The 22,224-nt window shown below is 44.9% G+C and carries 16 protein-coding genes; 12 read left to right on the top strand and 4 right to left on the bottom strand.

The genetic code is table 11. From position 1 onward, the window contains the following. Positions 1-128 precede the first annotated feature (128 nt). The 10 genes from PCAR9_RS07385 to PCAR9_RS07340 all read left to right on the top strand — a co-directional run bounded on the left by PCAR9_RS07385 (position 129) and on the right by PCAR9_RS07340 (position 13,294). Positions 129-962, top strand: coding sequence for a MurR/RpiR family transcriptional regulator (locus PCAR9_RS07385; RefSeq protein WP_179983042.1), 834 nt, complete (start codon positions 129-131; stop codon positions 960-962). Between the two features lie 154 nt (positions 963-1,116). Next, the gene (locus PCAR9_RS07380) at positions 1,117-1,680 is read left to right on the top strand and encodes a DUF924 family protein (protein ID WP_179983041.1); all 564 of its coding nucleotides are present in this window, start codon (positions 1,117-1,119) and stop codon (positions 1,678-1,680) included. A gap of 283 nt (positions 1,681-1,963) precedes the next feature. Beyond that, on the top strand, positions 1,964-3,247 hold the full coding sequence (locus PCAR9_RS07375; protein WP_179983040.1) for an amidase: 1,284 nt from the start codon (positions 1,964-1,966) through the stop codon (positions 3,245-3,247). A gap of 203 nt (positions 3,248-3,450) precedes the next feature. Further along, a complete protein-coding gene (locus tag PCAR9_RS07370; RefSeq protein WP_179983039.1) occupies positions 3,451-5,028 on the top strand; it encodes a gamma-glutamyltransferase family protein in 1,578 nt (525 codons plus the stop codon). 123 nt (positions 5,029-5,151) lie between these two features. Further along, positions 5,152-5,970, top strand: a complete 819-nt coding sequence (locus tag PCAR9_RS07365) for a sulfite exporter TauE/SafE family protein (protein ID WP_179983038.1) — start codon at positions 5,152-5,154, stop codon at positions 5,968-5,970. Positions 5,971-5,980: 10 nt separating this feature from the next. Next, positions 5,981-7,249 carry a pyridoxal-phosphate-dependent aminotransferase family protein gene (gene pucG, locus PCAR9_RS07360; RefSeq protein WP_179983037.1) on the top strand — a complete coding sequence of 423 codons (1,269 nt, stop codon included), beginning with the start codon at positions 5,981-5,983 and terminating at the stop codon, positions 7,247-7,249. Further along, positions 7,242-8,486 (top strand): allantoate amidohydrolase, encoded by a 1,245-nt coding sequence (locus PCAR9_RS07355; protein ID WP_179983036.1) that lies wholly within the window; start codon positions 7,242-7,244, stop codon positions 8,484-8,486. Before pucG ends, PCAR9_RS07355 begins: the two co-directional genes overlap by 8 nt. A 36-nt stretch (positions 8,487-8,522) precedes the next feature. Then, positions 8,523-8,888, top strand: a complete 366-nt coding sequence (locus PCAR9_RS07350; RefSeq protein WP_179983035.1) for an AraC family ligand binding domain-containing protein — start codon at positions 8,523-8,525, stop codon at positions 8,886-8,888. Positions 8,889-9,106: 218 nt separating this feature from the next. Further along, positions 9,107-10,660, top strand: a complete 1,554-nt coding sequence (locus PCAR9_RS07345; protein ID WP_232091144.1) for a uracil-xanthine permease family protein — start codon at positions 9,107-9,109, stop codon at positions 10,658-10,660. A 243-nt stretch (positions 10,661-10,903) separates the two neighbouring features. Further along, a complete protein-coding gene (locus tag PCAR9_RS07340; RefSeq protein ID WP_179983034.1) occupies positions 10,904-13,294 on the top strand; it encodes a TonB-dependent siderophore receptor in 2,391 nt (796 codons plus the stop codon). Between the two features lie 188 nt (positions 13,295-13,482). On the opposite strand, the gene PCAR9_RS07335 is transcribed toward PCAR9_RS07340, so the two are convergent. From PCAR9_RS07335 to PCAR9_RS07325, 3 genes are all read right to left on the bottom strand, one after another. Further along, entirely contained in the window at positions 13,483-15,486 is a 2,004-nt protein-coding gene (locus PCAR9_RS07335; RefSeq protein WP_179983033.1) for a hybrid sensor histidine kinase/response regulator, read from the bottom strand. Positions 15,487-15,637: 151 nt separating this feature from the next. Beyond that, positions 15,638-16,558: a diguanylate cyclase gene (locus tag PCAR9_RS07330; protein ID WP_179983032.1), complete on the bottom strand. Its 921-nt coding sequence runs from the start codon at positions 16,556-16,558 to the stop codon at positions 15,638-15,640. Between the two features lie 203 nt (positions 16,559-16,761). Next, entirely contained in the window at positions 16,762-18,867 is a 2,106-nt protein-coding gene (locus PCAR9_RS07325; RefSeq protein ID WP_179983031.1) for a two-component system response regulator, read from the bottom strand. A 187-nt stretch (positions 18,868-19,054) separates the two neighbouring features. On the opposite strand from PCAR9_RS07325, the gene PCAR9_RS07320 reads away from it, so the two are divergent. Further along, positions 19,055-19,417: an Hpt domain-containing protein gene (locus tag PCAR9_RS07320; RefSeq protein WP_179983030.1), complete on the top strand. Its 363-nt coding sequence runs from the start codon at positions 19,055-19,057 to the stop codon at positions 19,415-19,417. Positions 19,418-19,489: 72 nt separating this feature from the next. Here the strand turns inward: PCAR9_RS07320 and PCAR9_RS07315 are convergent, their stop codons facing one another. Next, positions 19,490-20,491 (bottom strand): adenosine deaminase, encoded by a 1,002-nt coding sequence (locus PCAR9_RS07315; protein ID WP_179983029.1) that lies wholly within the window; start codon positions 20,489-20,491, stop codon positions 19,490-19,492. 324 nt (positions 20,492-20,815) lie between these two features. Between PCAR9_RS07315 and PCAR9_RS07310 the strand changes: the two genes are divergently transcribed. Further along, on the top strand, positions 20,816-22,147 hold the full coding sequence (locus tag PCAR9_RS07310; protein WP_179983028.1) for an NCS2 family permease: 1,332 nt from the start codon (positions 20,816-20,818) through the stop codon (positions 22,145-22,147). The last annotated feature ends 77 nt before the right edge of the window (positions 22,148-22,224 follow it).

Below are 22,224 nucleotides of genomic sequence, written 5' to 3'. Positions count from 1 at the left end.
GTTATTATCGCTCTTATCTTCGTAACCCTTGGCGATTTTCAGTGGAATTGATTGGTGAATTTCACGTTGTGTTTGTATATCGAACAAAAGTCGTGAAATAATTGCACAAGATGTATAAGGCGATACCAATGACAAAAAATAGCCCTAGCGACGTTTTACAACAGATTGAAAAACACTATGCCGCGTTGTCACCTTCGGGCAAATCTATCGCGCATTACATTCAGCAAAACCCTATCGCTGTCCTTAGCCAGTCCACCTCATTCATTGCAGAAAAAACAGGAACTTCGAAAGCCACCGTAAGTCGGTTCTTTCGCCAGCTGGGCTTCGAGTCGCACCAACAAGCCAAAGACGCATTAGTGCAACTACGTGAGCAGGGCGTGCCTGTAGTAAATCCTTCAAGCAGCGTTCTACAGCATGAAAGTGATAGTAAAAATTTAGCTAATACATTCGACGGTACATCGTCCGATGCACTAAAAGATATAGCTACACTGCTTGCTTCAGCAGGTCAGATTACTTTAATTGGGTTTCGCAACGCTTACCCAATCGCCCTTCATTTTAGACAGCAGCTTAAGCAAATTAGGACATCGGTTCGCGTACTTCCCCAACCTGGGCAGACCCTTAGCGAAGATCTTATTGACCTCACAGAAAATGATCTAGTGGTACTTTTCGGCTTTCGCCGCAGGACCCGCCAGTTCAAGTTTGTTCTAAACAGCATAAAACACTGCAAAACGGTGCTAATAACCGACCCTACAGGCCAAGGTTATCGCAATGATGTAGACCACCTGCTTGTAACCCACATTGGCAGTGACTCTCCTTTCGATAGCTACGCCGCGCCCATGAGCTTAGTCGCATCCCTGTGTAACCTTACCTACGACGCATTAGGTAGTAAGGCCGCAGACCGTGTTGATGCCATTACTGATATCTACATTCAAATGGATGAATTAGAAAGCCCTAAGCGTTAACTCTTCCCATAGCACACTTTTTAAGCAATACTATATAGGCGGTCGTAGCACACAATTACGATTTCGCAAGCGAAAATGGAACTTTTTCGATAAAAAGAAGTATAAGTCTTAATGACTTTAATTTTACTGCAGTAAGCGTGTAGTTGAGGTGAATATGGATAAAACGCGAGTAGTCATGGAAGAGGCTAACGGTGTACTAGACTTTTGGTTTGGTGAACTGTCACCTGAACAATGGTTTAAAGAAGATGCAGCATTAGATAAAACCATTGCTTCACGGTTTTCTACGTTGCGCACAGCGGCTGTGCGTGGTGAACTTTGGCCTTGGCGCGCTACGGCCACAGGTAGGCTTGCCGAAATTATTCTTCTTGATCAATTTTCCCGAAATATTTATCGCAATCAGCCAGATGCATTTAGTGCTGACAGTATAGCGCTGATATTGGCTCAAGAAGCGGTAAGCGTAGAGGCTGACAAAATGCTTACCCCGCAACAACGAGCGTTTCTGTACATGCCTTTTATGCACAGCGAGTCGTTAGCTATTCACGATGTAGCGCTGGAACTCTTCTCTCAGGAAGGGCTTGAGAAAGAATACACTTTTGAGAAACGCCATCAGGCGGTCATTGAAAGGTTTGGACGCTACCCTCACCGAAATTCAGTGTTGGGCCGTGAATCTACAGCCGAAGAAGCTGCCTTTCTGAAAGAAAACCCTCAAGGCTTTTAGCTACTAACTGGCACAACTACGCATATCCCAAGCTATTTACCCCATCCAAATAGCCTCAGAGAAAACGCAGAGAAAAGCACACAGCTTGGTAAGGCTGCTTAACCGTAATCCGCTGTAACTGAGCCTTGCTTTGCGTTCTTGCTCACGTCTTCATTTATTCTCTCTCAGTCAATTATTTCTATTGAAGCGAAAAGCAACGATCGTTTCTCTTGACTTTATAGTGAAACAGTTGTTTCATGATGGAAAGACTAATAAAGAAACAATAATTAATAAGTAACGCGCTGTGAGCTCTCCTTTTGTACTAAAGCCCTGTGATGCAAAGTTCACGCAGGCGATTGAAAATTTAGAAACAACCTTTAATGGCTTTAAAAACCGTAAGGAAGACACGTCTTCTTTAAATAACGGGGCAAGCCAAGGGTTAACCGAAGGCACAACAAAAGCGTGCAATGTAAACAAACCGCTAAGCGGTTTAGGGCTCGCGGTAAAAGACTTATTCGATATTGAAGGGTTACCGACAGCAGCGGGCAACCCGGATTGGTTGGCAACGCACCCCGTACCAAAAAGTACAAATAGCTGTGTGGCGAACATGCTTGCAGCAGGCGCCGCGTTTAAAGGTAAAACCATTACTGACGAACTTGCTTACAGCTTACACGGGCAAAATAAGCATTACGAAACGCTTGTGAACCCGGTAGCGCCAGCTCATATTCCTGGCGGTTCTTCGTCAGGCTCTGCGGTTGCCGTTAGCGCACACCTTGCCGATATTGGTCTTGGCACAGATACAGGTGGCTCTATACGCGTACCGTCTAGCTATCAGGGTTTATGGGGGCTTCGCACCACCCATGGCGCCGTGGCTTGCGACAACATGGTAGCCCTTGCGCCATCGTTCGATACCGTGGGTTGGATGACAAGGGATTTAGATACACTGTCAAAGGTAGCCAATGTTTGTCTTGATAGTGCTACGCAAAGTGACATACCTAACGAACCTCGCTTGGGTATAGCGGCACACTTATTTGAGCAAACCGCTCATACATCGCTTTGCCAAACCTGGCTTAATGCTCTTGAAGACAGCAATAATTGTATTGTGCTGTCAGAAACACAAGTTGATTTAAACAAGTTACAAACCGCCGCTACATTTCGCACTTTACAAGGCAGTGAAATTTGGCAGCAGCATGGCGAATGGATTGAAAATACTCAACCCGACATCGCTAACGATATTATGTTGCGCTTAGATTGGTGTAAAACCATAACAACACAAGATGTAGAACAAGCTAAAGCGCAGCAAATCGTGGTAATAAACCATTTAACTAGGCTATTTGAAGAAATAGACGTTTTGGTTATGCCCACAACACCTGGTGTCGCACCTCGATGTGACGCCGATGATACGACTCTGGCAAATGATAGAAACGCTCTGCTCGCCCTTACGGCAGTAGCAGGGCTTGCGGGTTTACCCCAGCTTCATTTACCGTTGTTTACCCTACACAATGCCCCGTGCGGATTATCGCTTGTGGGCAAAAAAGGCAACGATCTTGCACTTCTCGCGTTAGCTAAAACGCTAACCACTCGCTAAAGGTGAAAAGCGCGCAAAGTATCTGTTTAACTTCATTTAAGTGCCGGTTATGCCGCACTAAAATAAAGCACAGAGCGCCCTATCGCACTTAAGTTGAAAAAAGAGACGGAAGTTAGACGAGACAGCACGTCTATTTACCTAGCTATTGACTAACTAGGGCTAAACACGATGGCGTGGTTGCTGAGTTTTTGAAGGAAATAATTATGAGTGAAAAACCTAATATTGCGTTTACAGCCCCTCACTTTGCAGCATCACAAGTGGGCTTAAACATACTAGAAAAAGGCGGCACCGCTATTGAAGCTATGGTAGCCGCTGCAGCCTCTATTGCCGTTGAATACCCACATATGAACGGCATGGGCGGTGACGGATTTTGGCTCATCAGTGAGCCGGGCAAAAAGCCTATTGGTATCGATGCATCAGGCGTGGCAGCAAAAGGCGCAACACCCGCATTTTACGAAGGTAGCGATGCCATACCAAGCCGAGGCGGAAAGTCTGCATTGACCATGGCCGGCGCAGTGGCCGGTTGGAAAGCTGCTCTAGATATAAGCCATGAATGGCAAAGTGGTTTACCACTAACCACATTGTTTGATACGGCGATAAGCCAAGCTAACTGGGGTATTGAAGTTACTCAAAGTTTAGTTGATGCCAGTAACAAGACCTTCGACGAACTAAGCGCTGACGAAAACTTCGCGCAATTTTTAATTAAAGGCAAGGCGCTTAAAAAAGGCAAAATTTTAAAACTGACAAAGCTGTCAGAAACCTTAAAGCAATTGGCAGATAAAGGGCTTGATGATTTTTACCATGGTGAATTAGCGGCAAAACTGGCTGAAGACTTAGAAGCGGCTGGCTCGCCTATTCGCCTTGAAGATTTCAACAATTACAAAGCAACGATTGTTGAGCCATTGTCAGTATCTACCAGCAAAGGCAAGCTTTATAACCTACCTGCACCAACGCAAGGTGTAGCCTCGCTTATTATCTTGGCACTTTATGACAAGGTTCAGCATTTAGGCAATACCGATGCAGACATGGTGCATTTACTTATTGAATGTACCAAACAAGCTTTCATTGCCCGTAACGCGAATGTAACCGACCCGTCTCGTACCCCGGTAAATTTACAAAGCCTGTTAAGTGACGACGCACTTGATGAAATGGTGAAAAACATTTCACTAGATAAAGCATTGCCGTGGCCACACGAAGCCAAGCATGGCGATACCATCTGGATGGGCTGCTGCGACTCAGAAGGTCGTATGGTGAGCTACATTCAATCTCTTTATTGGGAGTTCGGTTCAGGCGTAGTTAGCCCTCAAACCGGCATTGTATGGAATAACCGAGGCACTTCGTTCTCGCTAGACTCAAACAGTAACCAATATTTAGCGCCTGGCTTAAAGCCGTTCCATACCTTAAACCCTGCGTTTGCCGAGCTTATCGACGGACGCCGTATGAGTTACGGCACCATGGGTGGTGAGGGTCAACCTCAAACCCAAGCCGCGCTATTTGCCCGCCATATTTACCACGGACAGCCTATTGGTAAAGCGATTTCCCTTGGTCGATGGTTACTTGGCAGAACCTGGGGCGATCAAAGCCACAACTTAAAAGCAGAACGTGATTTAGTTGAATACGTGGGCGAAAGCTTACTGGCAAGGGGGCACGATATGGTTACGGTAGATCCTTGCAACGAACTTATGGGCCACGCGGGTGCCATTATTCGCGACACAGAGGGCTCGGTTAGCGGCGCGAGCGACCCGCGAAGTGACGGTAAAGCTTACTTCGGTCATCGCTAGTTTTTTTTTAAACCTTGGCTTCCACAACCCCGTTTTTTTGGAAAGCGTCTGCAAAGGCGCTTCTCAAACAGCTTAACGCATACAAAGTATTTAAATAGCAATTGTTAAAGAGATAGAAATCACATGCAGTTTTTAATGGATAACCTCACGGTTATATTATCGCTCGCGGGAACGGGCGTATTTGCCGGCATACTAGCAGGTATGCTTGGCGTAGGTGGCGGTATTGTTATTGTGCCGGTACTATTTTTTCTTTTCCAAGCACTTGGTGTGTCGCCTGAAAGTGCCATGGTTATTGCCACGGCCACGTCGCTTGCGACTATCGTCCCTACTTCAGTTAGCTCTATTCGCGCTCACCACAGTAAAGGCAACGTTGACTTTGCGCTGCTAAAAGCATGGGCAGTATTTATTTTAATTGGGGTACTTGCTGGAAGCTATGCGGTAACCGTGGTTAACCCAACGTTCTTGACCCTGTTGTTCGGCGTTATCGCAACCTTATCTGCCATCAATATGCTTATTGGCAAAAAAGATGCGCTATTTAAAGGGCTACCGGGCCGTGCAGGTCAGTCAGTGATGGCAACGTGTATTGGTTTATTTAGCTCTATGGTGGGTATTGGCGGCGGTACGCTAACCGTGCCTACACTCACTTTTTGTAATTACCCAGCGCACAAAGCGGTTGGAACTGCTGCGGCGGTAGGCTTAATTATTTCGCTACCCGCAGCACTTACGTTGTTATTCGTAGGAACCACACCTGCTGACGCCCCCTTCGCAACATACGGCTATGTAAACTTGCTAGGTTTTGCGTGCATTGTTCCGCTAACGGTTTTATTTGCACCAGTCGGCGCGACCATTGCCAACAAGCTAGACGCTGGTTTACTTAAAAAAATCTTCGCCGTTGTTCTCATCATCACTGGCTTGCGCATGCTAGCGCAAGTGCTTATCTAGGAGTGCCCACATGTCTAAAGAAGCGTCTACAGGAACTTTCGCGCCACTTAATCCTCCACCTCGTTTGTTAATGGGCCCTGGCCCTATTAACTGCTACCCACGTGTGTTAAGCGCGATGTCTACTCAATTAGTAGGCCAGTACGACCCGGTAATGACAGGCTATATGAATGAGACAATGCAGCTTTATCGCGATGTGTTTAATACCCAAAACCAGCAAACCTTTTTGGTCGACGGTACATCGCGCGCGGGTATCGAAGCGGTTTTGGTCTCGGCAATAGAGCCAGGCGACAAAGTCCTTGTGCCTATCTTCGGGCGCTTCGGCCACTTACTTGCTGAAATTGCAGAGCGTGCCGACGCTGAAGTACACACCATTGAAGTGCCTTGGGGTGAAGTATTTACGCCTGAGCAAATAGAAGCAGCAGTAAAAGAAGTAAAACCCAAGCTTCTTGCCATTGTACAAGGCGATACCTCTACCACAATGCTTCAACCGCTTGAGCATATTGGCGCCATTTGTGAGGCGAATGACGTCTTGTTTTACTGCGATGCAACCGCGTCAGTAGGTGGAAACCCACTGGATGTTGATGCATGGAAATTAGACGCGGTATCGGTTGGCCTTCAAAAGTGTTTGGGTGGTCCGTCAGGCAGTGCGCCTATTACCCTTAGCGACAAGTTTGTTAAAAGCGTACGTACCCGTCATCACGTGGAAGCCGGTATTCGCGATGCCCATCACGAGGCGGCGCGCGGCCCTAAGATTCGCTCTAACTACTTCGATTTACCTATGATCATGGATTATTGGGGCGAAGAGCGCTTAAACCACCATACCGAAGCGGCCACTATGCTTTATTGCGCTCGGGAATGTGCGCGTGTGCATTTAGAGGAAGGTCAGCAAAACGTTATTGCGCGTCATAAAGTGGCTGGTGACGCCATGCTTGCCGGTATACAGGCTATGGGGCTTAAACCATTCGGCAATCTTAAGCACAAAATGTACAACGTGGTTGGTGTTCATATTCCCGATGGTGTTCACGGTGAAGAAGTACGCGAAACCTTATTGCTGCGATTCAATATTGAAATCGGCACCAGCTTTGGGCCTTTAAAAGGTAAGATTTGGCGCATTGGTACAATGGGGTACAACGCCAGAGAAGATGCCGTAATGCATACACTCCAGTCGCTTGAAACCGTACTTCGCATGCAAGGGTTTGCGCTACCTTCGGGTAAAGGGGTAGACGCTGCGCTTAGCGTTTATGCTGAGGCTAAAGCAACGGGAGTTGCGAATGGGTGAATTCGTAGAATTTACTGAACTAGCGACCCAGGTTATGGCAAGGTGCGAAACGTTAGGCACCTTAAGCCAAGACCCCACTTGCCTAGACAGACGCTATTTAACCGAGCAGCACAAGCTTGCCAACCAACTGGCCTCTGGCTGGATGATTGAGGCGGGCATGACTACATGGCAAGATGCCGTTGGCAACATTTGGGGGCGCTATACCTCCAGTGTGCCCAATGCGCCGCGATTAATTCTAGGTAGTCATCTCGACACCGTGCCTAACGGCGGAAAGTACGACGGAATGCTGGGCGTAGTTGCCGCTATCTCAATGGTTGCTATGTTTGACGGCACACAAACTAAGTTCCCGTTCCACATCGACATTGTGGGCTTTTGTGATGAAGAAGGCACGCGTTTTGGCACCACGCTATTAGGTAGCCGTGCACTAACCGGCAAATGGCAAGAGCAGTGGCGTCACTTAAAAGATGAAAACGGTGTAAGCCTAGAACAAGCCATGGCTAACTTTGGGCTTAGTTTCGATGCGGTTAACAGCGCGGCTATTTCCCCCACTGACATTCTGGGCTATTTAGAGCTTCACATTGAACAAGGGCCTGTTTTAGAGCAAGAAAACCTGCCTGTAGGTGTCGTAAGTGCTATTGCAGGTGCCAAGCGTTTTAACTTTACCGTAGAAGGAATGGCTGGACACGCCGGTACTGTGCCTATGTCTATGCGTCGTGACGCCCTATGCGCAAGTGCAGAAATGTTACTAGCGGTAGAAAGCATAAGCTTACAACGCCCGGGGGTTGTGGCCACCGTAGGTAAAATTGAGAATGCGCCGAACGGCGTAAACGTAATATCTGGGCGCACGCGATTCTCCCTTGATATTAGAAGCGAGGATGATGATTTACGCGATTCAGTATTGGCAGAAATATTGCAAAAATTTGATGACATTGCGCAAGCTAGGCAGTTAACTTTCACCCGCGAGCAAACCCATAGTGCGCCTGCGGTACATTGCGATAGTCAGTTAAAGCAAGCACTTGTTCGCGGTGTTCAAGAAAGCGGTATAGCACCACGAATTCTTGCTTCAGGAGCGGGTCATGACGCTATGGCTATTGCAGATATTTGCCCTGTAGCCATGCTATTCACACGCTGTAAGGGTGGCATAAGCCATCACCCAGCTGAGTCTATTACCCATGAGGATGTGGCTGCCAGTTTGTCGGTGCTTTATAAAACCATAAGCAAACTCAAGCACGCGTAATGTTCAAATCAGTACAGTCTTAAACAAGGGTCGATAATGAAAATAACAAGGATTTACAACGATGAAGCGGGCAAAAGCCACTTTGGCGAGGTCGAAATAGCGCTAAAAGACGGCGGTCCTATCGGTATGCTTTCAGAGAAATTTGGTGCAGATAAAATTATCTTTCGCGAGACACCTGCCGACTATGACTTCAAATGGCACCCTGCCCCTGCACGACAACTTCTTTTCATTATAAAAGGTCGTGCCGAATTTACAGTATCAAACGGAGAGCGCCATGTATTTGGTGCGGGCGATGTACTGCTGTTAGAAGATACCGAGGGTGAAGGTCACTGCTCTCGCGCGATGTACAATGAAGTACGTCACTCAATTTTTGTCACGCTAGATGAAGGTGTTACTCTTTAAATTAAACCTTCAAATCTTTCTTGAAAAAATGCGCTAATTTAGCGCATTTTTTTGTTTAAGCACCAAATTGGGGCTTATCCATTCATCCCTCTTATCCATCAAGATATAAGAATCAAAAATTAACTATTAAAAACAGTGTGATACAGCGGCAATTGTGAGCAGACCAATTGGTCAATATCTTGCAGTCATTGAGCAACTGTTATTAAGAAATATTGCTCATGTCTTCAAATCACAGCGAATTACTTTACGACCTTCACGATAGCCCGGCATTTCTTCCTTCTCTTACCGCGGCGTTCCAGCACTTATTAGCCAGCTTTGTTGGCGTTATTACACCAACACTCATTGTCACATCAACTTTAGGTCTTACCGAATATACACCTTACCTTATCAGCATGGCACTGTTTGTTAGTGGCCTAGGTACTGCAATACAAACAAAGCGTATTGGGCCGGTAGGTAGCGGGTTGGTAGCCATTCAAGGTACCAGCTTTGCGTTTATTAGCTCGCTAATTCTGGCGGGAAACCAAGTTAAAGCAAATGGCGGTACGCCCGAAGATATTTTAGCACTGCTGTTTGGCCTCACCATGGCAGGTGCGCTTGTTGAGGTAGTGTTCAGTCTATTTGTAGATAAACTTAAACGCATCATTACCCCTTTAACTACTGGCATTGTGATCACGGCCATAGGGCTTAGCTTAATCAACGTGGGCATGACCGACCTTGCAGGCGGTTTTCATGCTGCGGACTTTGCGAGTACTGACAACCTAGCGGTAGGTCTTGGCGTGTTGCTTGTTATTGTATTTTTAAACGCATCTCACAATCATTGGCTACGCTTAAGCGCTATTTTTATTGGCATGGCCATTGGTGCAACTTATGTTGGATTTACAAAAGGTCTTGATTTTAGCGGCCTTGCCTCTTTATCTATTGTCGCTATTCCTACGCCGTTTGCATTTGGCATCTCATTTGATATCAATCTGTTTTTACCTATTGCGCTAATTTACTTATTCAGTGCTATAGAAACCGCGGGCGATCTAACGGCCAATAGCCTTTTCTGCAAGCAACCGGTGAGCGGCCCGGTTTACTTAGCCCGAGTAAAGGGCGGTATTTTAGGCGACGGCGTAAATTCGCTACTGGCAGGTATGTTTAACACGTTTCCGAACACTACCTTTGGTCAAAATAATGGAGTTATTCAGCTAACTGGTATCGCAAGTCGCAAAGTGGGCTTCTTTGTTGCTGCGCTGTTTGTTCTTATTGGCTGCTTTCCAATTGTTGGTGGTGTGTTGCAGGCTATCCCTAAGTCTGTTTTAGGCGGCGCAACATTAGTGATGTTTGCCATGGTTGCAGTAGGCGGCCTTAAACTTCTTGCCAGCTATGCGTTGGATAGACGCAGCAGTTTGGTTACGGCTTGTGCCCTTGGTATGGCAATTGGGGTAATGATGGTACCCGAAGCCTTGGCCGAACTACCTAACTGGCTTGAAAATATTCTTCTTTCCCCTGTTACGTCAGCAGGACTTACGGCGGTTATTTTAGATTTAACGTTACCCGGGAAAAAAGGCGCTAGTGATAAGTCAGAAGCTTTGGCAACCACCGTCAATCAACTTACAGAAAGTAATGCGAGTGAAGCTTTGGACGACTCGGTCAAAACCGCTTCCCCTGAGGTAAAAAAGCGTACTAAAGAGAATCGCAGCAACTCAGCAACTTCCCCCCATAAAGCGATATTAGGTATAAAGCAGCGCCAAGTGCTGCGCCCTGCTCTTTATAGTGCAAAACCACGGTAGAAATCACTGCGAAGGTGCAAAAATAAGAAAAACCTTATTCGTTAACACAATAATAACAATATAAGAACAACATTATATTTTTAAATCCATATAATTCAGCAACTTAAGAGCAGGTTAAAAGTTGACCAACTGGTTAGGAAGTTGGCACTCATCCTGCTAAACCTCTTGCATACAGCAAGGCGCAATAGAAATAGTGCGTTGATAAAGCCCTAAAAAAGGGCAACTAAAAATAATGAGGAAACCATGAAAAACACTACATTCGCATTATCTCCTCTAGCAAAAGCCTTAGCGATGACAACGGCGGTAGCATTGTCATCTCAAGCATTTGCACAAGAAGAGACAGAGGTACAAGAAAAAGATGTCGAAAAGATTCAGGTGACTGGGTCGCTAGGCAGCTTGCCCGGGCAAGACGTCGAGTCGGTATTTGGCTTTGGTAAATCTATTCTTGAAACACCGCGCTCAGCATCCACTATTTCTCAAGAGCAAATGGAGCGTTTTAACGTTTCTGATATTGATGAATTAGTAGCATTTGCGCCAGGTACGTTCACCCAGTCTTTCTTTGGTGTTGCAGGCTCACTTGACGTACGTGGTACCCCGGGTGAAGTTTACTTTAGAGGGGTTCGCCGTTTAGATAACCCTGGCAACTACCCAACGCCAATTGGCGCCTCTAGTAGTGTAGATATTGTTCGTGGACCCGCCTCTCCTATTTATGGCCCAGCTAAAATAGGCGGATACCTAAACTTCAACCCTAAATCAGCAAAAGTAGGTAGAGGCCAATATCTAGATAACCCTACCGGTCAATTTTCTTATACCACAGGCTCTTGGGATAAGAATATCCTTACCGCCGAAGTCGGTGGACCGGGCAAGCTAGCCGGTAAAGATCTTGGCTATTATATCTATGCTGAGCAAGAAAACTCTGACTCTTACTATCGCAATAGTGAAACTGACCAAACCGTAGTTCAAGCCGCATTTGATATGGACTTGACTGATAATTTGAGTATCGAATTTGGCGGTATGTATCACAAGTACGATGGTAACCAAAACGCTGGCTGGAACCGCGTTACACAGGATTTAATTGATAATGGCACCTACATCACTGGTAACGCAAAACCGCTAGACGCTGATGGCGATGGTAGCATTAGTCACTTCGAATACTTCGCTGGCAATCTTTTTGTCGACGGTATTGACCCTTTGACAGAAGACGGTTCGAGCTTCGGCGATTCCATGGCTTTGGTCGATGTGGGTACTGCTCAGCTAGGTCGTGATCAAACCCTAATTGCTGCAGACGACGTGCTAGAAAATGAAGTCACAACGTTTTATTTCGATATGATTTATTTTGCAGATGACTGGGAAGTAAAGAATCAGTTCTTCTACGAAAGTTATGAAAATCTTAACGAAAATGCCTATGGTTTCTCGCAGTTTCACGATGCTTATGTGATAGAAGACAAGGTCGTATTTGCTACCGAATATGAAAACGATAGCCTACTTGCTCAGTTCCAGTTCTCTCCATCAATTCGATACACAGACTTTGAAAGTGGTGACGACTTCATAAATGAGTACTTCGATCGTCGCGACCTAACCGGCCCTTCAACGGCTTTAGATAGACGTTTACTTGCCACCCGCGCAGGCTTCGGCTACTCGAACTATGATGTAGGTAATTACCTTAACTTAGGTATAGCCGCAATGACCGACCTTACTTGGGAAAATGGATTAAATATTGTATTAGGGCTGCGCTACGACTCGGTAGATGTTGAAAGTACAACACCAGGAGGTATTACGCTGTTTGGTGGCGATGAAGATGTGACCGCTGAAGATAAAGAAGATGGTATTTCGTGGAATGCGAGTGTTTCATACAAAACAGATTTCGGTTTAATCCCCTACATTACCGTTGCTGAACAAGCGACTATTGTTGCGGGTCAAGGCGCGAACATCGATGTGGAAAACATCCCTGGTGGATACTTTGATACCTCTGAGCTTTTCGAATACGGTGTTAAAGGCTCATTTTTGGACGATAGCCTATATGTAGCTTTATCAATCTACGAGCAAGAGCGTACCGATATTAATGCACAGTCTACCGTTACAAATAACACAACATTAAATGAAGGTACTGAATTTGAACTTCGCTGGGTAGTAAACGAGCAATTGGTACTTACTGCTGTTTACACCAACATTGAAGTCACTAACTTAACCGTGCTTGATGGCGCTGGTTTCCAATTTGGTTTCTTCGGTGCTGAGGATTTTGCAAACATTGACGACCCATCTATTTTCTTTGGCGGAACACCTGTTGGTAACACTGCATATAGTAATGAAGGGGCAATCAAAGCGGGCATACCAGAAAATACGTATGGTTTAACCGCTACTTACGATTTCCTAAATGGCTATGCGGCTAGTGTAAGTGTTGTAAATGCTGACGAAGTGGCTTCTGGCTTCTCAGGCGCAGTTACACTACCTTCTTACACTTTGGTTAATGCTGGCCTTTCTTATCAGGCGGAAGATTGGAGCGTTAATCTAACAGTTAAGAACTTAACTGATGAAGATTACTTCCGTTCTAACTTCCCTGATCTGTTCGGTAGCCAAATCGTTCTACCTGAACTACCGCGTCACTGGAATGCTAAATTTACTTATTCATTCTAAGTATGCTTAGTTGTGGTGTTGTCGTACGTCTATCCAAGATAGAAGTGCGACTTTAATTCACTGCATCACATTCACTAAAGAGCTCAGTTTTTTTGAAACCTGGGCTCTTTTTTTTAGGAGTATCTTATGTTTTTACCGATGGAGAAGACTATTCGCCGTAAAAATACAGCTTATATAACCAAAAGCCTCTAAGCTGCTACTGATTTTGCATCTAGCGCTATCTTAAGCTGTAACGTTACATCATTTTGCACTACGGGCTTGGCCAGAAAGTCCTGCATGCCTGCTTCGCTGCAGCTAGCTTTATCTTCGGCTGTCGTGTTGGCGGTAACCGCAATAATTCGGCCATGCTTCGGCATCAGGTTTTCTTGCAGTATTATTTTCGTTGCACTTACACCATCTAATACAGGCATAGCACAGTCCATAAAGATGATATCGTACTTTTTGGCTCTTGCCATTTGTACTGCAACTTCTCCGTTTTCTGCTTCATCCGGTAGATAATTAAACTTCTCTAGCATAGACCCTAAAACCAGGCGGTTTATGTCGTTATCGTCAACTACTAATACGTTTAAAGGTACACTTAAAAGCTCAGAGGACAATTCTACATCGCCAGTGACTTTTTCATTTAATGACGCCATTTCAATGGGTATAGCCACGTCAAAACAGGTTCCCTTACCCACATTTGAGCGCACTTCAAGCTCACCGCCCATCTTGTCAACGAGTTGGTTTACTATAGATAGGCCTAACCCGTTGCCGTTTAGCTCTTCTGACGCACAGCCGGTATCATTCTGAAACGGTGTGAATACCCGTGACAGGATATCGTCGCTCATGCCTACGCCGGTGTCTTCTACTGAAGCAAGTAGAATGGGCACCTCGCCTTGATGTTTTAGCGTAACCTGCACTGAAATATAGCCTTTAGCAGTGAACTTTACGGCATTCGACAACAAGTTAGTTATTACCTGACTTATTCTTGCGGCATCGCCATGTACATAGGTCTTTTCGTCAAAAGACAGCACAGCGTAAAGCCGCACGCCTTTTTCAGCGCATTTAGTTTTAAACACATCTACAATGTCTTCGCACAAGGAGCGAACGCAAAAATCACTGTGCTTTAAGCTGAATTCCCCGTTGATAATTGATGTATAATCAAGCACATCGTTTATAAGCGATAACAAACGATCGGCGCTGTGTAGCGCAATGTCAGCTTTTCTAATTCTTACGTTGTCTTTCGTTTCAAACTTTATAGCCTGAAGCATGCCGGTGATGCCGTTCAAGGGCGTTTTTAGCTCGTGGCTGATTCTAGATAGCAACATACCGCGCTCTCTCGAGGCGGCTTCTGCCTCTTTGCGTCGCGCATCCAACTCTAACCTGAGCTGAACCGATTTATTCACATTTTGACACGTTCCAAACAAGCGAATGCACTTCCCATGCTTCATCTCTGCCATACCGTGGGTTTCTATCCACACCGAATTACCTTTTGCAGTGATAAGTTCGAGGGTTGCGCTCCATGGCTCACCGGTCTCGATAGTGTGAGAAACGATACGGCTTATTTCATTTCTATCAAACCCTTCTTTATAGAAGCTGATTGCCGTATCTAGCGTAGGCATGTAATTATCGTCCACCTCATGAATACAGCGAGTTTGAGATGACCAGGTTAACTCGTTGGTAATAAGGTCGACTTCCCACGTACCAACATTCGCTACGTTTTGTAGTTTTTCGTACAGCGTGTTTTGGGTTGATTCAGCTTTTTCTATATGAAACTTGTCCAAAGTAACGGACAGCCACTCGTCGAGCAACGCCACTTTATCCAGGTTACTTGGCTGGTCTGGGCATGCATTGATGAACACTAAACAGACGTATCCTCCATCAAGCTTGTGAACCTGGCCTCTAATGTATTTTTCCGCGCTGAAATAGGTGGTAAACCACTGCTTAAATGCTAGAGAACTCTTCGCACTACTTACGGGAAAACAATTATCTACCTGGGTGCAGCTTGCGAACGAGGGAATAGATTTAAAACTGGGAGGATAAGCCGATGAGGCTTTGACTAGGATGTTGACGGTATCCTCTTCGAGGTGCAAAAGCAGTGCTTGGAATATCCCAAGTGAGTCACAACCACGCTGTAATAACTGAGTAAGCGATGCTTTTAGCTGCTCTTCCAGCTTCACATTCAAACTCGATTGCTCGTCGAAATAAACCATTGCTCTTTACCTAAGCCTCAAACGTGTACCAGAGTGGTACTATCCGCTGCTATCACAAAATTTGGGAATAGTACGCCATTACATTTGATGATAGCGTGCAAGCAACACTTGCGACATTAAACAATAGGATAGTTTACAGCCTTACCTATGTTTAACCTTTTGCTTGATTTCGACCTAATTCTTTAGCTTCAAACAAGGACACGTCAGCGTCTTCAATTAGGGCCGCAAGGTTGTCCTGTGCAACTTCCGCGGCTTTCCAAACCGCAAAACCTGCGCTGATAGAGACCCGGTTTTCAATGCCTTTGCCGTGAGGAATTTTCGCTTCGGCTACCGCATCTACTAATTGGTTTGCCACAAGCTTGGTGCCATTATGGTCGTTGTAAGGAAGAACAACTAAAAACTCTTCACCGCCAAAACGTATCACAGCATCTTTGGGTCGTTTCACTGTATCAGAGACTATTTGTGCCACTTTTTGGAGACACAAGTCACCTTCAAGGTGTCCATAGGTATCGTTAAAGAGTTTGAAGTAATCAATGTCGAGCATTATTGCCCCTACCGACCCTTTGTCTCTGGCTACCTGCTTTATCAATAAAGGGATTTCCTTAGTCAGGTACATTCTATTGTAAAGGCCAGTAAGCTGGTCGTGAAACGTCATCATTTCAAGAAACTCGGTACGCAGCTTGTTTTGAAGGTGTGTTTTTACTCGGTGAGTTAGCGTTGACGCGTTTACTGGTTTCATCACAAAATCAGATGCCCCTACTTCCCAGCACGCGTTTTCACTCTCAATATCCATGGTAGACGTGACAAATACAACTGGAATATCTTTGGTTTCAGGAGTCGCTTTTAGTGTTGCACACACCTCAAGACCACCTATATCAGGCATGTTCATGTCAAGTAAAACCAAATCGGGTAGCGTTTTGGCGCAATAGGAAATGGCATCGGTTCCAGATTCGACCGTCGTGCATTGAAACTCTGCTTCAAGTATTGACTGTAATAGCAATCGACTCATTGGCTCGTCGTCGACAATAAGTACATTGCACTGTGAGTAGGGTTTAATTTCTTTTTTGTCCATTGTTTTTTCTAATGCGAGCCGCAAGCGATACAAGCGCTCTAGCATTGTAATATATGGCTTTTTTAATAGTTAAAGCGTTGCGACACAGTCTAACATTTAAAAGGAAGATGTATATTGAAAAGGTTAACTTTAGATACGCTATAGGTATTAGGAAAAACACCTAACAAGCGATGAATGGAAATAAATAAGATAGCCGCCTTCAATCAGGCGACTTCTTCATTACCAATAAATTGCGCAAAAAAATCGTTAATGGCTATGGGACGACACATAAAATAGCCTTGCCCCTGATGACAGCCTAGCGCTTTTAACTCATTAAAGTGTGATTGGGTTTCTATGCCCTCTGCTACAATGGTTAGCTCCAAGCTTAAAGCTAAATGTACGATAGCGGTGACAATATCGTGAGCTTGCTGCTCCTTATCCATATCAATAACAAAGGACCGGTCTATTTTTAGCACGTTCAGAGGGAACTGACGCAGATAAGATAAACTTGAATAACCCGTTCCAAAATCATCAAGGGCTAAAGTAACACCCAACGACGTTAACTTGTTGAGGATATCACGTGTTTGCTCAAAATCGTGCATTAGCGCCGACTCTGTCACTTCAAGCTCTATTGAACTGGCTTCAATGCCCGTTGCGTGAATGATTTCTGCAACTTCATCCGCAAACCCGGGGTTTGCTAGCTGTTTGGCAGCCACGTTCACCGCTACTTTAAAGTGCTTGCCTCGATCATTACAACGAGCAATGAACTCACAACTTTTCCGAAGCACCTGTTTACCGAGCTGATGTATAAGTCCGGTTTCTTCGGCGAGGGGAATGAATTCGTCAGGTCCTATTACATTGCCGTTTTCATCGAACATTCTAACTAAACTTTCAGCGCTGAATACTTCATCGCTATTAAAGTCGTATTTTGGCTGAAGATAAATCGCTAAACTGTTGTTTTCAATTGCCTGTCTAAGCTTAATCTCCATTTCGACCCTATGATGCATAGCATGTTGTAAGTCTTTTGAGAAAAAGCTGAACGTGTCTTTGCCTTTTGATTTCGACCGATACATTGCGGAATCAGCATGGCGCATCATTTCCTCTGCGTTCACTGCATCCTGTGGGTACAGGCTTATTCCTATGCTTAGGCTCAACCTATGAGACTTTCCATCGATCTCTATAGGTACTCTACCTGCCTGCAAACAAGCCATGGCAATACTATCTGCACTAAATCCAGAGCCTATATCTGATAAAAGACAAGCAAACTCGTCACCGCCTACACGCGCCAGGGTCGCGCTGTGCCCTAGCGTGTCTGCAAGACGCTTTGCTACCGTCGATATGACAAAATCACCGACCTGATGCCCTAGGCTATCGTTGAGGTATTTAAAATTATCGATGTCTATTAGCAGTAGCGCGATGCTTTGCTTACTAGTAAAACTTCGCGCTATAGCTTGGACGATGCGGTCGTGAAGTAACACACGGTTAGGCAAACCTGTAAGCTGATCATGGTTGGTTAAGTGCGTCATCTTCACCGCCATTTCTTCGGCTTCAGAAACATCCTGAAAAACCATAACAGCACCGTTAATATTACCTTCATCGTCCACAATTGGAGATGCCGTATCTTCAACCCTAAAAATTTGCTTGTGCTTACTGATAAGGGTTGCGTTATACGACATAGCCACTGGGCGTTTCACCTCTAGCGCGTAAAGAGCGGGGTTTAACAGTGGTTCATGGCTTGATGCATCGCGCAGATTCATTACTTCATCAATAGGCTTGCCTAAAGCATCCTGCACACTATATCCGGTAAGCCTTTGTGCCACGGGGTTTATGAATGTGATATCACCCGCAGCGTTAATTGAAATTACACCATCAGCTATGGATTTTAATGTTATGGCTAGTTGTTTTTTTTCCGCCTCGAGTTCTTGGTTAACTTTCTTCAATAAGTCTTTTTGAGATTGAAGCGTGAGTTGGTTCCTCACCCTCATTCGACACATTTCTATATCGATAGGCTTTGAGATAAAGTCTATCGCACCGAGCGACAAGGCGCTGTGTTCGTTTTCAGTATCGCTATGAGAAGTAACGAAGATAACAGGAATTGAAGCTGTACTTGAACATGCTTTGAGCTGCTTACATACATCAAAGCCTGACAGCTCAGGCATGCTTATATCCAACACGACCAAATCAGGCTGCTGCGACTGTATTACAGAAAATGCTGCTACACTTTGTGAGACCGTAATCACTTCTGCTAAAGACTCTACCGCACTTTCCAGTAGCAAGAGTGTTGTTGGTTCATCGTCAATGATGACTACTTTTTGTGTCTCATTATCCATGAGAATTACCACACTACATTATAAACTCCTTATTTAGTATCGTCCGACATACTCAAAAAAACATTAACCTTTAGTCTACTTTAGTTGGGAAATGCGTATTTAAAAGAGTAACTCATTGACTGCAATACTTTAGGTGTCGCACAATTAACATACTATTAAACCCTGTACTAACTGCTTGGTGATAAGAATGGATACGTTACATACGCATAAGGCGCTTCCAAAAGAACAATTATGGAATAAAGATGCTGCGTTAAGCAGGCTCGGGGGTAACGAAGGGTTACTAAACCGCATTGTGGAAATGTTTTTAGCTCAAATAACACAGAAACAAGAAGCCCTGCAAAAGGCCTCAACTGAGTTAGATGTCGATGCAGTAAAGTTCACAAGTCATGCGATGAAGGGAGTATCAGGGGATGTAGGGGCTGATGCTATTCGAGAAAAAGCGTCATCTATTGAAAATAAAGCCAAGCAAGGTGATTTAACAGAGATAGCTTCAGACATAGAAGAACTAAAAAGCTTAATTGAGCAAACGCTTATTGTTATGCAATCTTAAGGCGAAGCGAGCTAATTGAGACTTCCATTGATAAGCTCGCGCTAGTTCTTAAGTCTTGCTTTTGCAGGTCGCTTACATAGCCCCAGTTACTTGTTTAATAAGTGCGTTTTTCTTTTCTTCGGGTAAGAAACTTGCCTTAAAACTGTTTGCGGCCAGCACGCGGATCGTATCCTCATCTATGTTTAGCGACGTATGAAGCGCTTCAAAGTTTTCATTCAAAAAGCCGCCAAAATAGGTGGGGTCGTCAGAATTAACCGTCACTAATAAGCCTGCATCTAGCAGCTGCACGATATTGTGCTCTTTCATATCATCAATCACGCATAGCTTTAAATTACTTAGTGGGCATACGGTAAGCGGTATTTGCTTTTCTTTTAAAAGCGCCATTAGCGCCTGATCTTCCTGGCAGCGTACGCCATGATCAATGCGGTCTACGTCAAGTAATTCAATCGCTTCCCAAATATAAGATGCCGGCCCTTCTTCCCCTGCATGAGCAACAATCTTAAAGCCTAGAGACTTCGCTTTTTTGAAAACCCGCTCGAATTTAGACGGGGGGTGCCCTAGTTCAGAACTATCGAGGCCCACCGCCGTGATATGCTGATAGTAAGGTTTCGCTGCATCTAGTGTTTCGAAAGCTTCGCTTTCCGGCAAATGTCTTAGGAAAGACATGATTAGGTAGCTACTGATGCCAAATTCGCTTTCTGCTTTTTGTATAGCACGTAAAAAGCCAGGCATAAACACATCAAAACCTATACCCCGCTCAGTATGGGTTTGAGGGTCAAACATGATTTCTGTATGAACGATATTTTCTTCAGCGCACCGAGATAAGTATTCCCACATCAGCGTAAAGAAATCATCTTCATCTCTTAATACTCCTGCCCCTGCGTAATAGAGGTCAAGAAAGCTTTGTAAATCTTTGAAATTATAAGCGGCTTCAATCTCTTCCACGCTTGCGTAAGGAAGTGATACACTGTGCTTTTCAGCTAGGCGCCACATTAGTTCAGGCGTTAAGCTACCTTCTATATGCAGATGCAGTTCGGCCTTTGGTATGTTTTTAATTATTGATGACAGCGACATGGCCCCTCACTTATTTGCACCATAATGATGCAATGGCATTTAATTGGTGCGTAATAGTTTATCTTTAATGCTATCTGTAAACGAGTTCTATTGCTCATTTAGGTTTTTGTTTGCGGTTTTCTTAACATCATCTATGTTGTTTACTAACCGTTTGGCTGGCTTTGTGCTGCCTAGCTAGTGACCTTGAGTCACGCAATGATTGTTATTTAATCATTGTACTGAAATGTAAGTTAGCACAAAACACACCAACAAGTTGACTAATTGGTCAGTTTATTGCTTTCAAACGCACAAAACACTACATAAAACACAAACAGAGAACTCTAGATGTCCAACAACGTTATTGAACGGCTATTTAAGCTGCAGGAGCACGGTACAACTGTAAGAACTGAGATCATTGCAGGTCTTACTACGTTTGCGGCTATGTCTTATATCCTTGTGGTAAACCCAGGTATTTTGGGTCTTAGCGGTATGCCGGTGGAAGGTCTAATTACAGTGACAGCAGTCGCGGCCTGCATTGGCACATTAATGATGGCCTTGATGACCAACTACCCTATTGCACTGGCACCGGGTATGGGTTTAAACGCTTTTTTTGCTTTCACTATCTGTCTTGGCCGCGAAATCCCATGGGAAGCTGCCCTTGGCATTGTGTTCTGGAACGGTATTCTCTTCTTAATACTCTCTCTCACCGGCGTGCGAACCAAAATAGCTGAATCTATCCCGCCCTCCCTCAAGATTGGTGTTCAGTGCGGTATAGGCTTATTTATTGCCTTTATAGGCCTTAAGAATGCAGGTCTTATTGTTGATAACCCTGCGACCTTTGTTCAGCTTGGTGACCTTTCTGAGCCGGCAGTTATGCTTGCTCTTGTTGGTATTATTTTTACTATAGTTCTTATGGTTAAGCGCGTTACCGGCGCTATATTAATTTCTATCGTTACCCTTACTTTAATCGGTGCTTTTATCCCTACCGAAAGCGGAACGTTAACTGCCACACCATCTGCTGTTGTAGGCATGCCTGAATCTATGTCGAACACGTTTATGGCAATGGACTTCTGGTACCCTATCGACCATATCGCCGAGACATGGGACCTTATTTTCGCGCTTATGTTCGTGAACATGTTCGACACTATAGGCACATTAATAGGCGTATCTCGCAAGGCTAATTTACTAACCCCTGAAGGCAAGCTACCTAAAATAGGGTCAGCTATGACTGCCGACGCATCTGCAAGTATTGCTGGAGCAATGGTAGGCACATCGCCAGTGACAAGCTATGTTGAGTCCGCCACTGGCGTATCGTCTGGAGGGAGAACCGGCCTCACCGCTGTGGTAGTGTCTGTATGCTTTTTATTGTCGCTTTTCCTCACACCGTTAATGAAAGTCATTCCGCTAATGGCCACTACCCCAGCACTGCTAATGGTAGGCATTTTAATGATGGATTCGATTCGACATGTAGATTTCGATGACTTAGGGGCTTTGGCTACTGCGTCTGTCGCACTTATCGCTATGCCGCTTACCTTCAGCATTAGTGAAGGCATTGCCCTTGGCTTCATTACCTATGTGGGTATTAAGGTGGGTACCGGTAAATTTAAGGAAGTGACCCCACTTACTTATGCATTAGCTATCGTTTTCTTACTTAGATACTTACTAGATTTAAAATAATCTAGCGGTGCGTGCGAGTGATATTGTGCGCAACGACTTGCGTTAGATACAAAAAAGGTGGCTTAAATGCCACCTTT

The sequence above is a fragment of the Alteromonas macleodii genome (genome assembly GCF_903772925.1).
Taxonomy (GTDB): Bacteria; Pseudomonadota; Gammaproteobacteria; order Enterobacterales; family Alteromonadaceae; genus Alteromonas; species Alteromonas macleodii_A.
This window is presented reverse-complemented; position numbering and strand designations above follow the sequence as displayed.

Coding starts and splice junctions, on each gene's coding strand:
- PCAR9_RS07385 (WP_179983042.1), top strand. CDS start 129: ATGACAAAAAATAGCCCTAGCGACGTTTTACAACAGATTGAAAAACAC.
- PCAR9_RS07380 (WP_179983041.1), top strand. CDS start 1,117: ATGGATAAAACGCGAGTAGTCATGGAAGAGGCTAACGGTGTACTAGAC.
- PCAR9_RS07370 (WP_179983039.1), top strand. CDS start 3,451: ATGAGTGAAAAACCTAATATTGCGTTTACAGCCCCTCACTTTGCAGCA.
- PCAR9_RS07365 (WP_179983038.1), top strand. CDS start 5,152: ATGCAGTTTTTAATGGATAACCTCACGGTTATATTATCGCTCGCGGGA.
- pucG (WP_179983037.1), top strand. CDS start 5,981: ATGTCTAAAGAAGCGTCTACAGGAACTTTCGCGCCACTTAATCCTCCA.
- PCAR9_RS07355 (WP_179983036.1), top strand. CDS start 7,242: ATGGGTGAATTCGTAGAATTTACTGAACTAGCGACCCAGGTTATGGCA.
- PCAR9_RS07350 (WP_179983035.1), top strand. CDS start 8,523: ATGAAAATAACAAGGATTTACAACGATGAAGCGGGCAAAAGCCACTTT.
- PCAR9_RS07345 (WP_232091144.1), top strand. CDS start 9,107: ATGTCTTCAAATCACAGCGAATTACTTTACGACCTTCACGATAGCCCG.
- PCAR9_RS07340 (WP_179983034.1), top strand. CDS start 10,904: ATGAAAAACACTACATTCGCATTATCTCCTCTAGCAAAAGCCTTAGCG.
- PCAR9_RS07335 (WP_179983033.1), bottom strand. CDS start 15,486: ATGGTTTATTTCGACGAGCAATCGAGTTTGAATGTGAAGCTGGAAGAG.
- PCAR9_RS07330 (WP_179983032.1), bottom strand. CDS start 16,558: ATGGACAAAAAAGAAATTAAACCCTACTCACAGTGCAATGTACTTATT.
- PCAR9_RS07325 (WP_179983031.1), bottom strand. CDS start 18,867: ATGGATAATGAGACACAAAAAGTAGTCATCATTGACGATGAACCAACA.
- PCAR9_RS07320 (WP_179983030.1), top strand. CDS start 19,055: ATGGATACGTTACATACGCATAAGGCGCTTCCAAAAGAACAATTATGG.
- PCAR9_RS07315 (WP_179983029.1), bottom strand. CDS start 20,491: ATGTCGCTGTCATCAATAATTAAAAACATACCAAAGGCCGAACTGCAT.
- PCAR9_RS07310 (WP_179983028.1), top strand. CDS start 20,816: ATGTCCAACAACGTTATTGAACGGCTATTTAAGCTGCAGGAGCACGGT.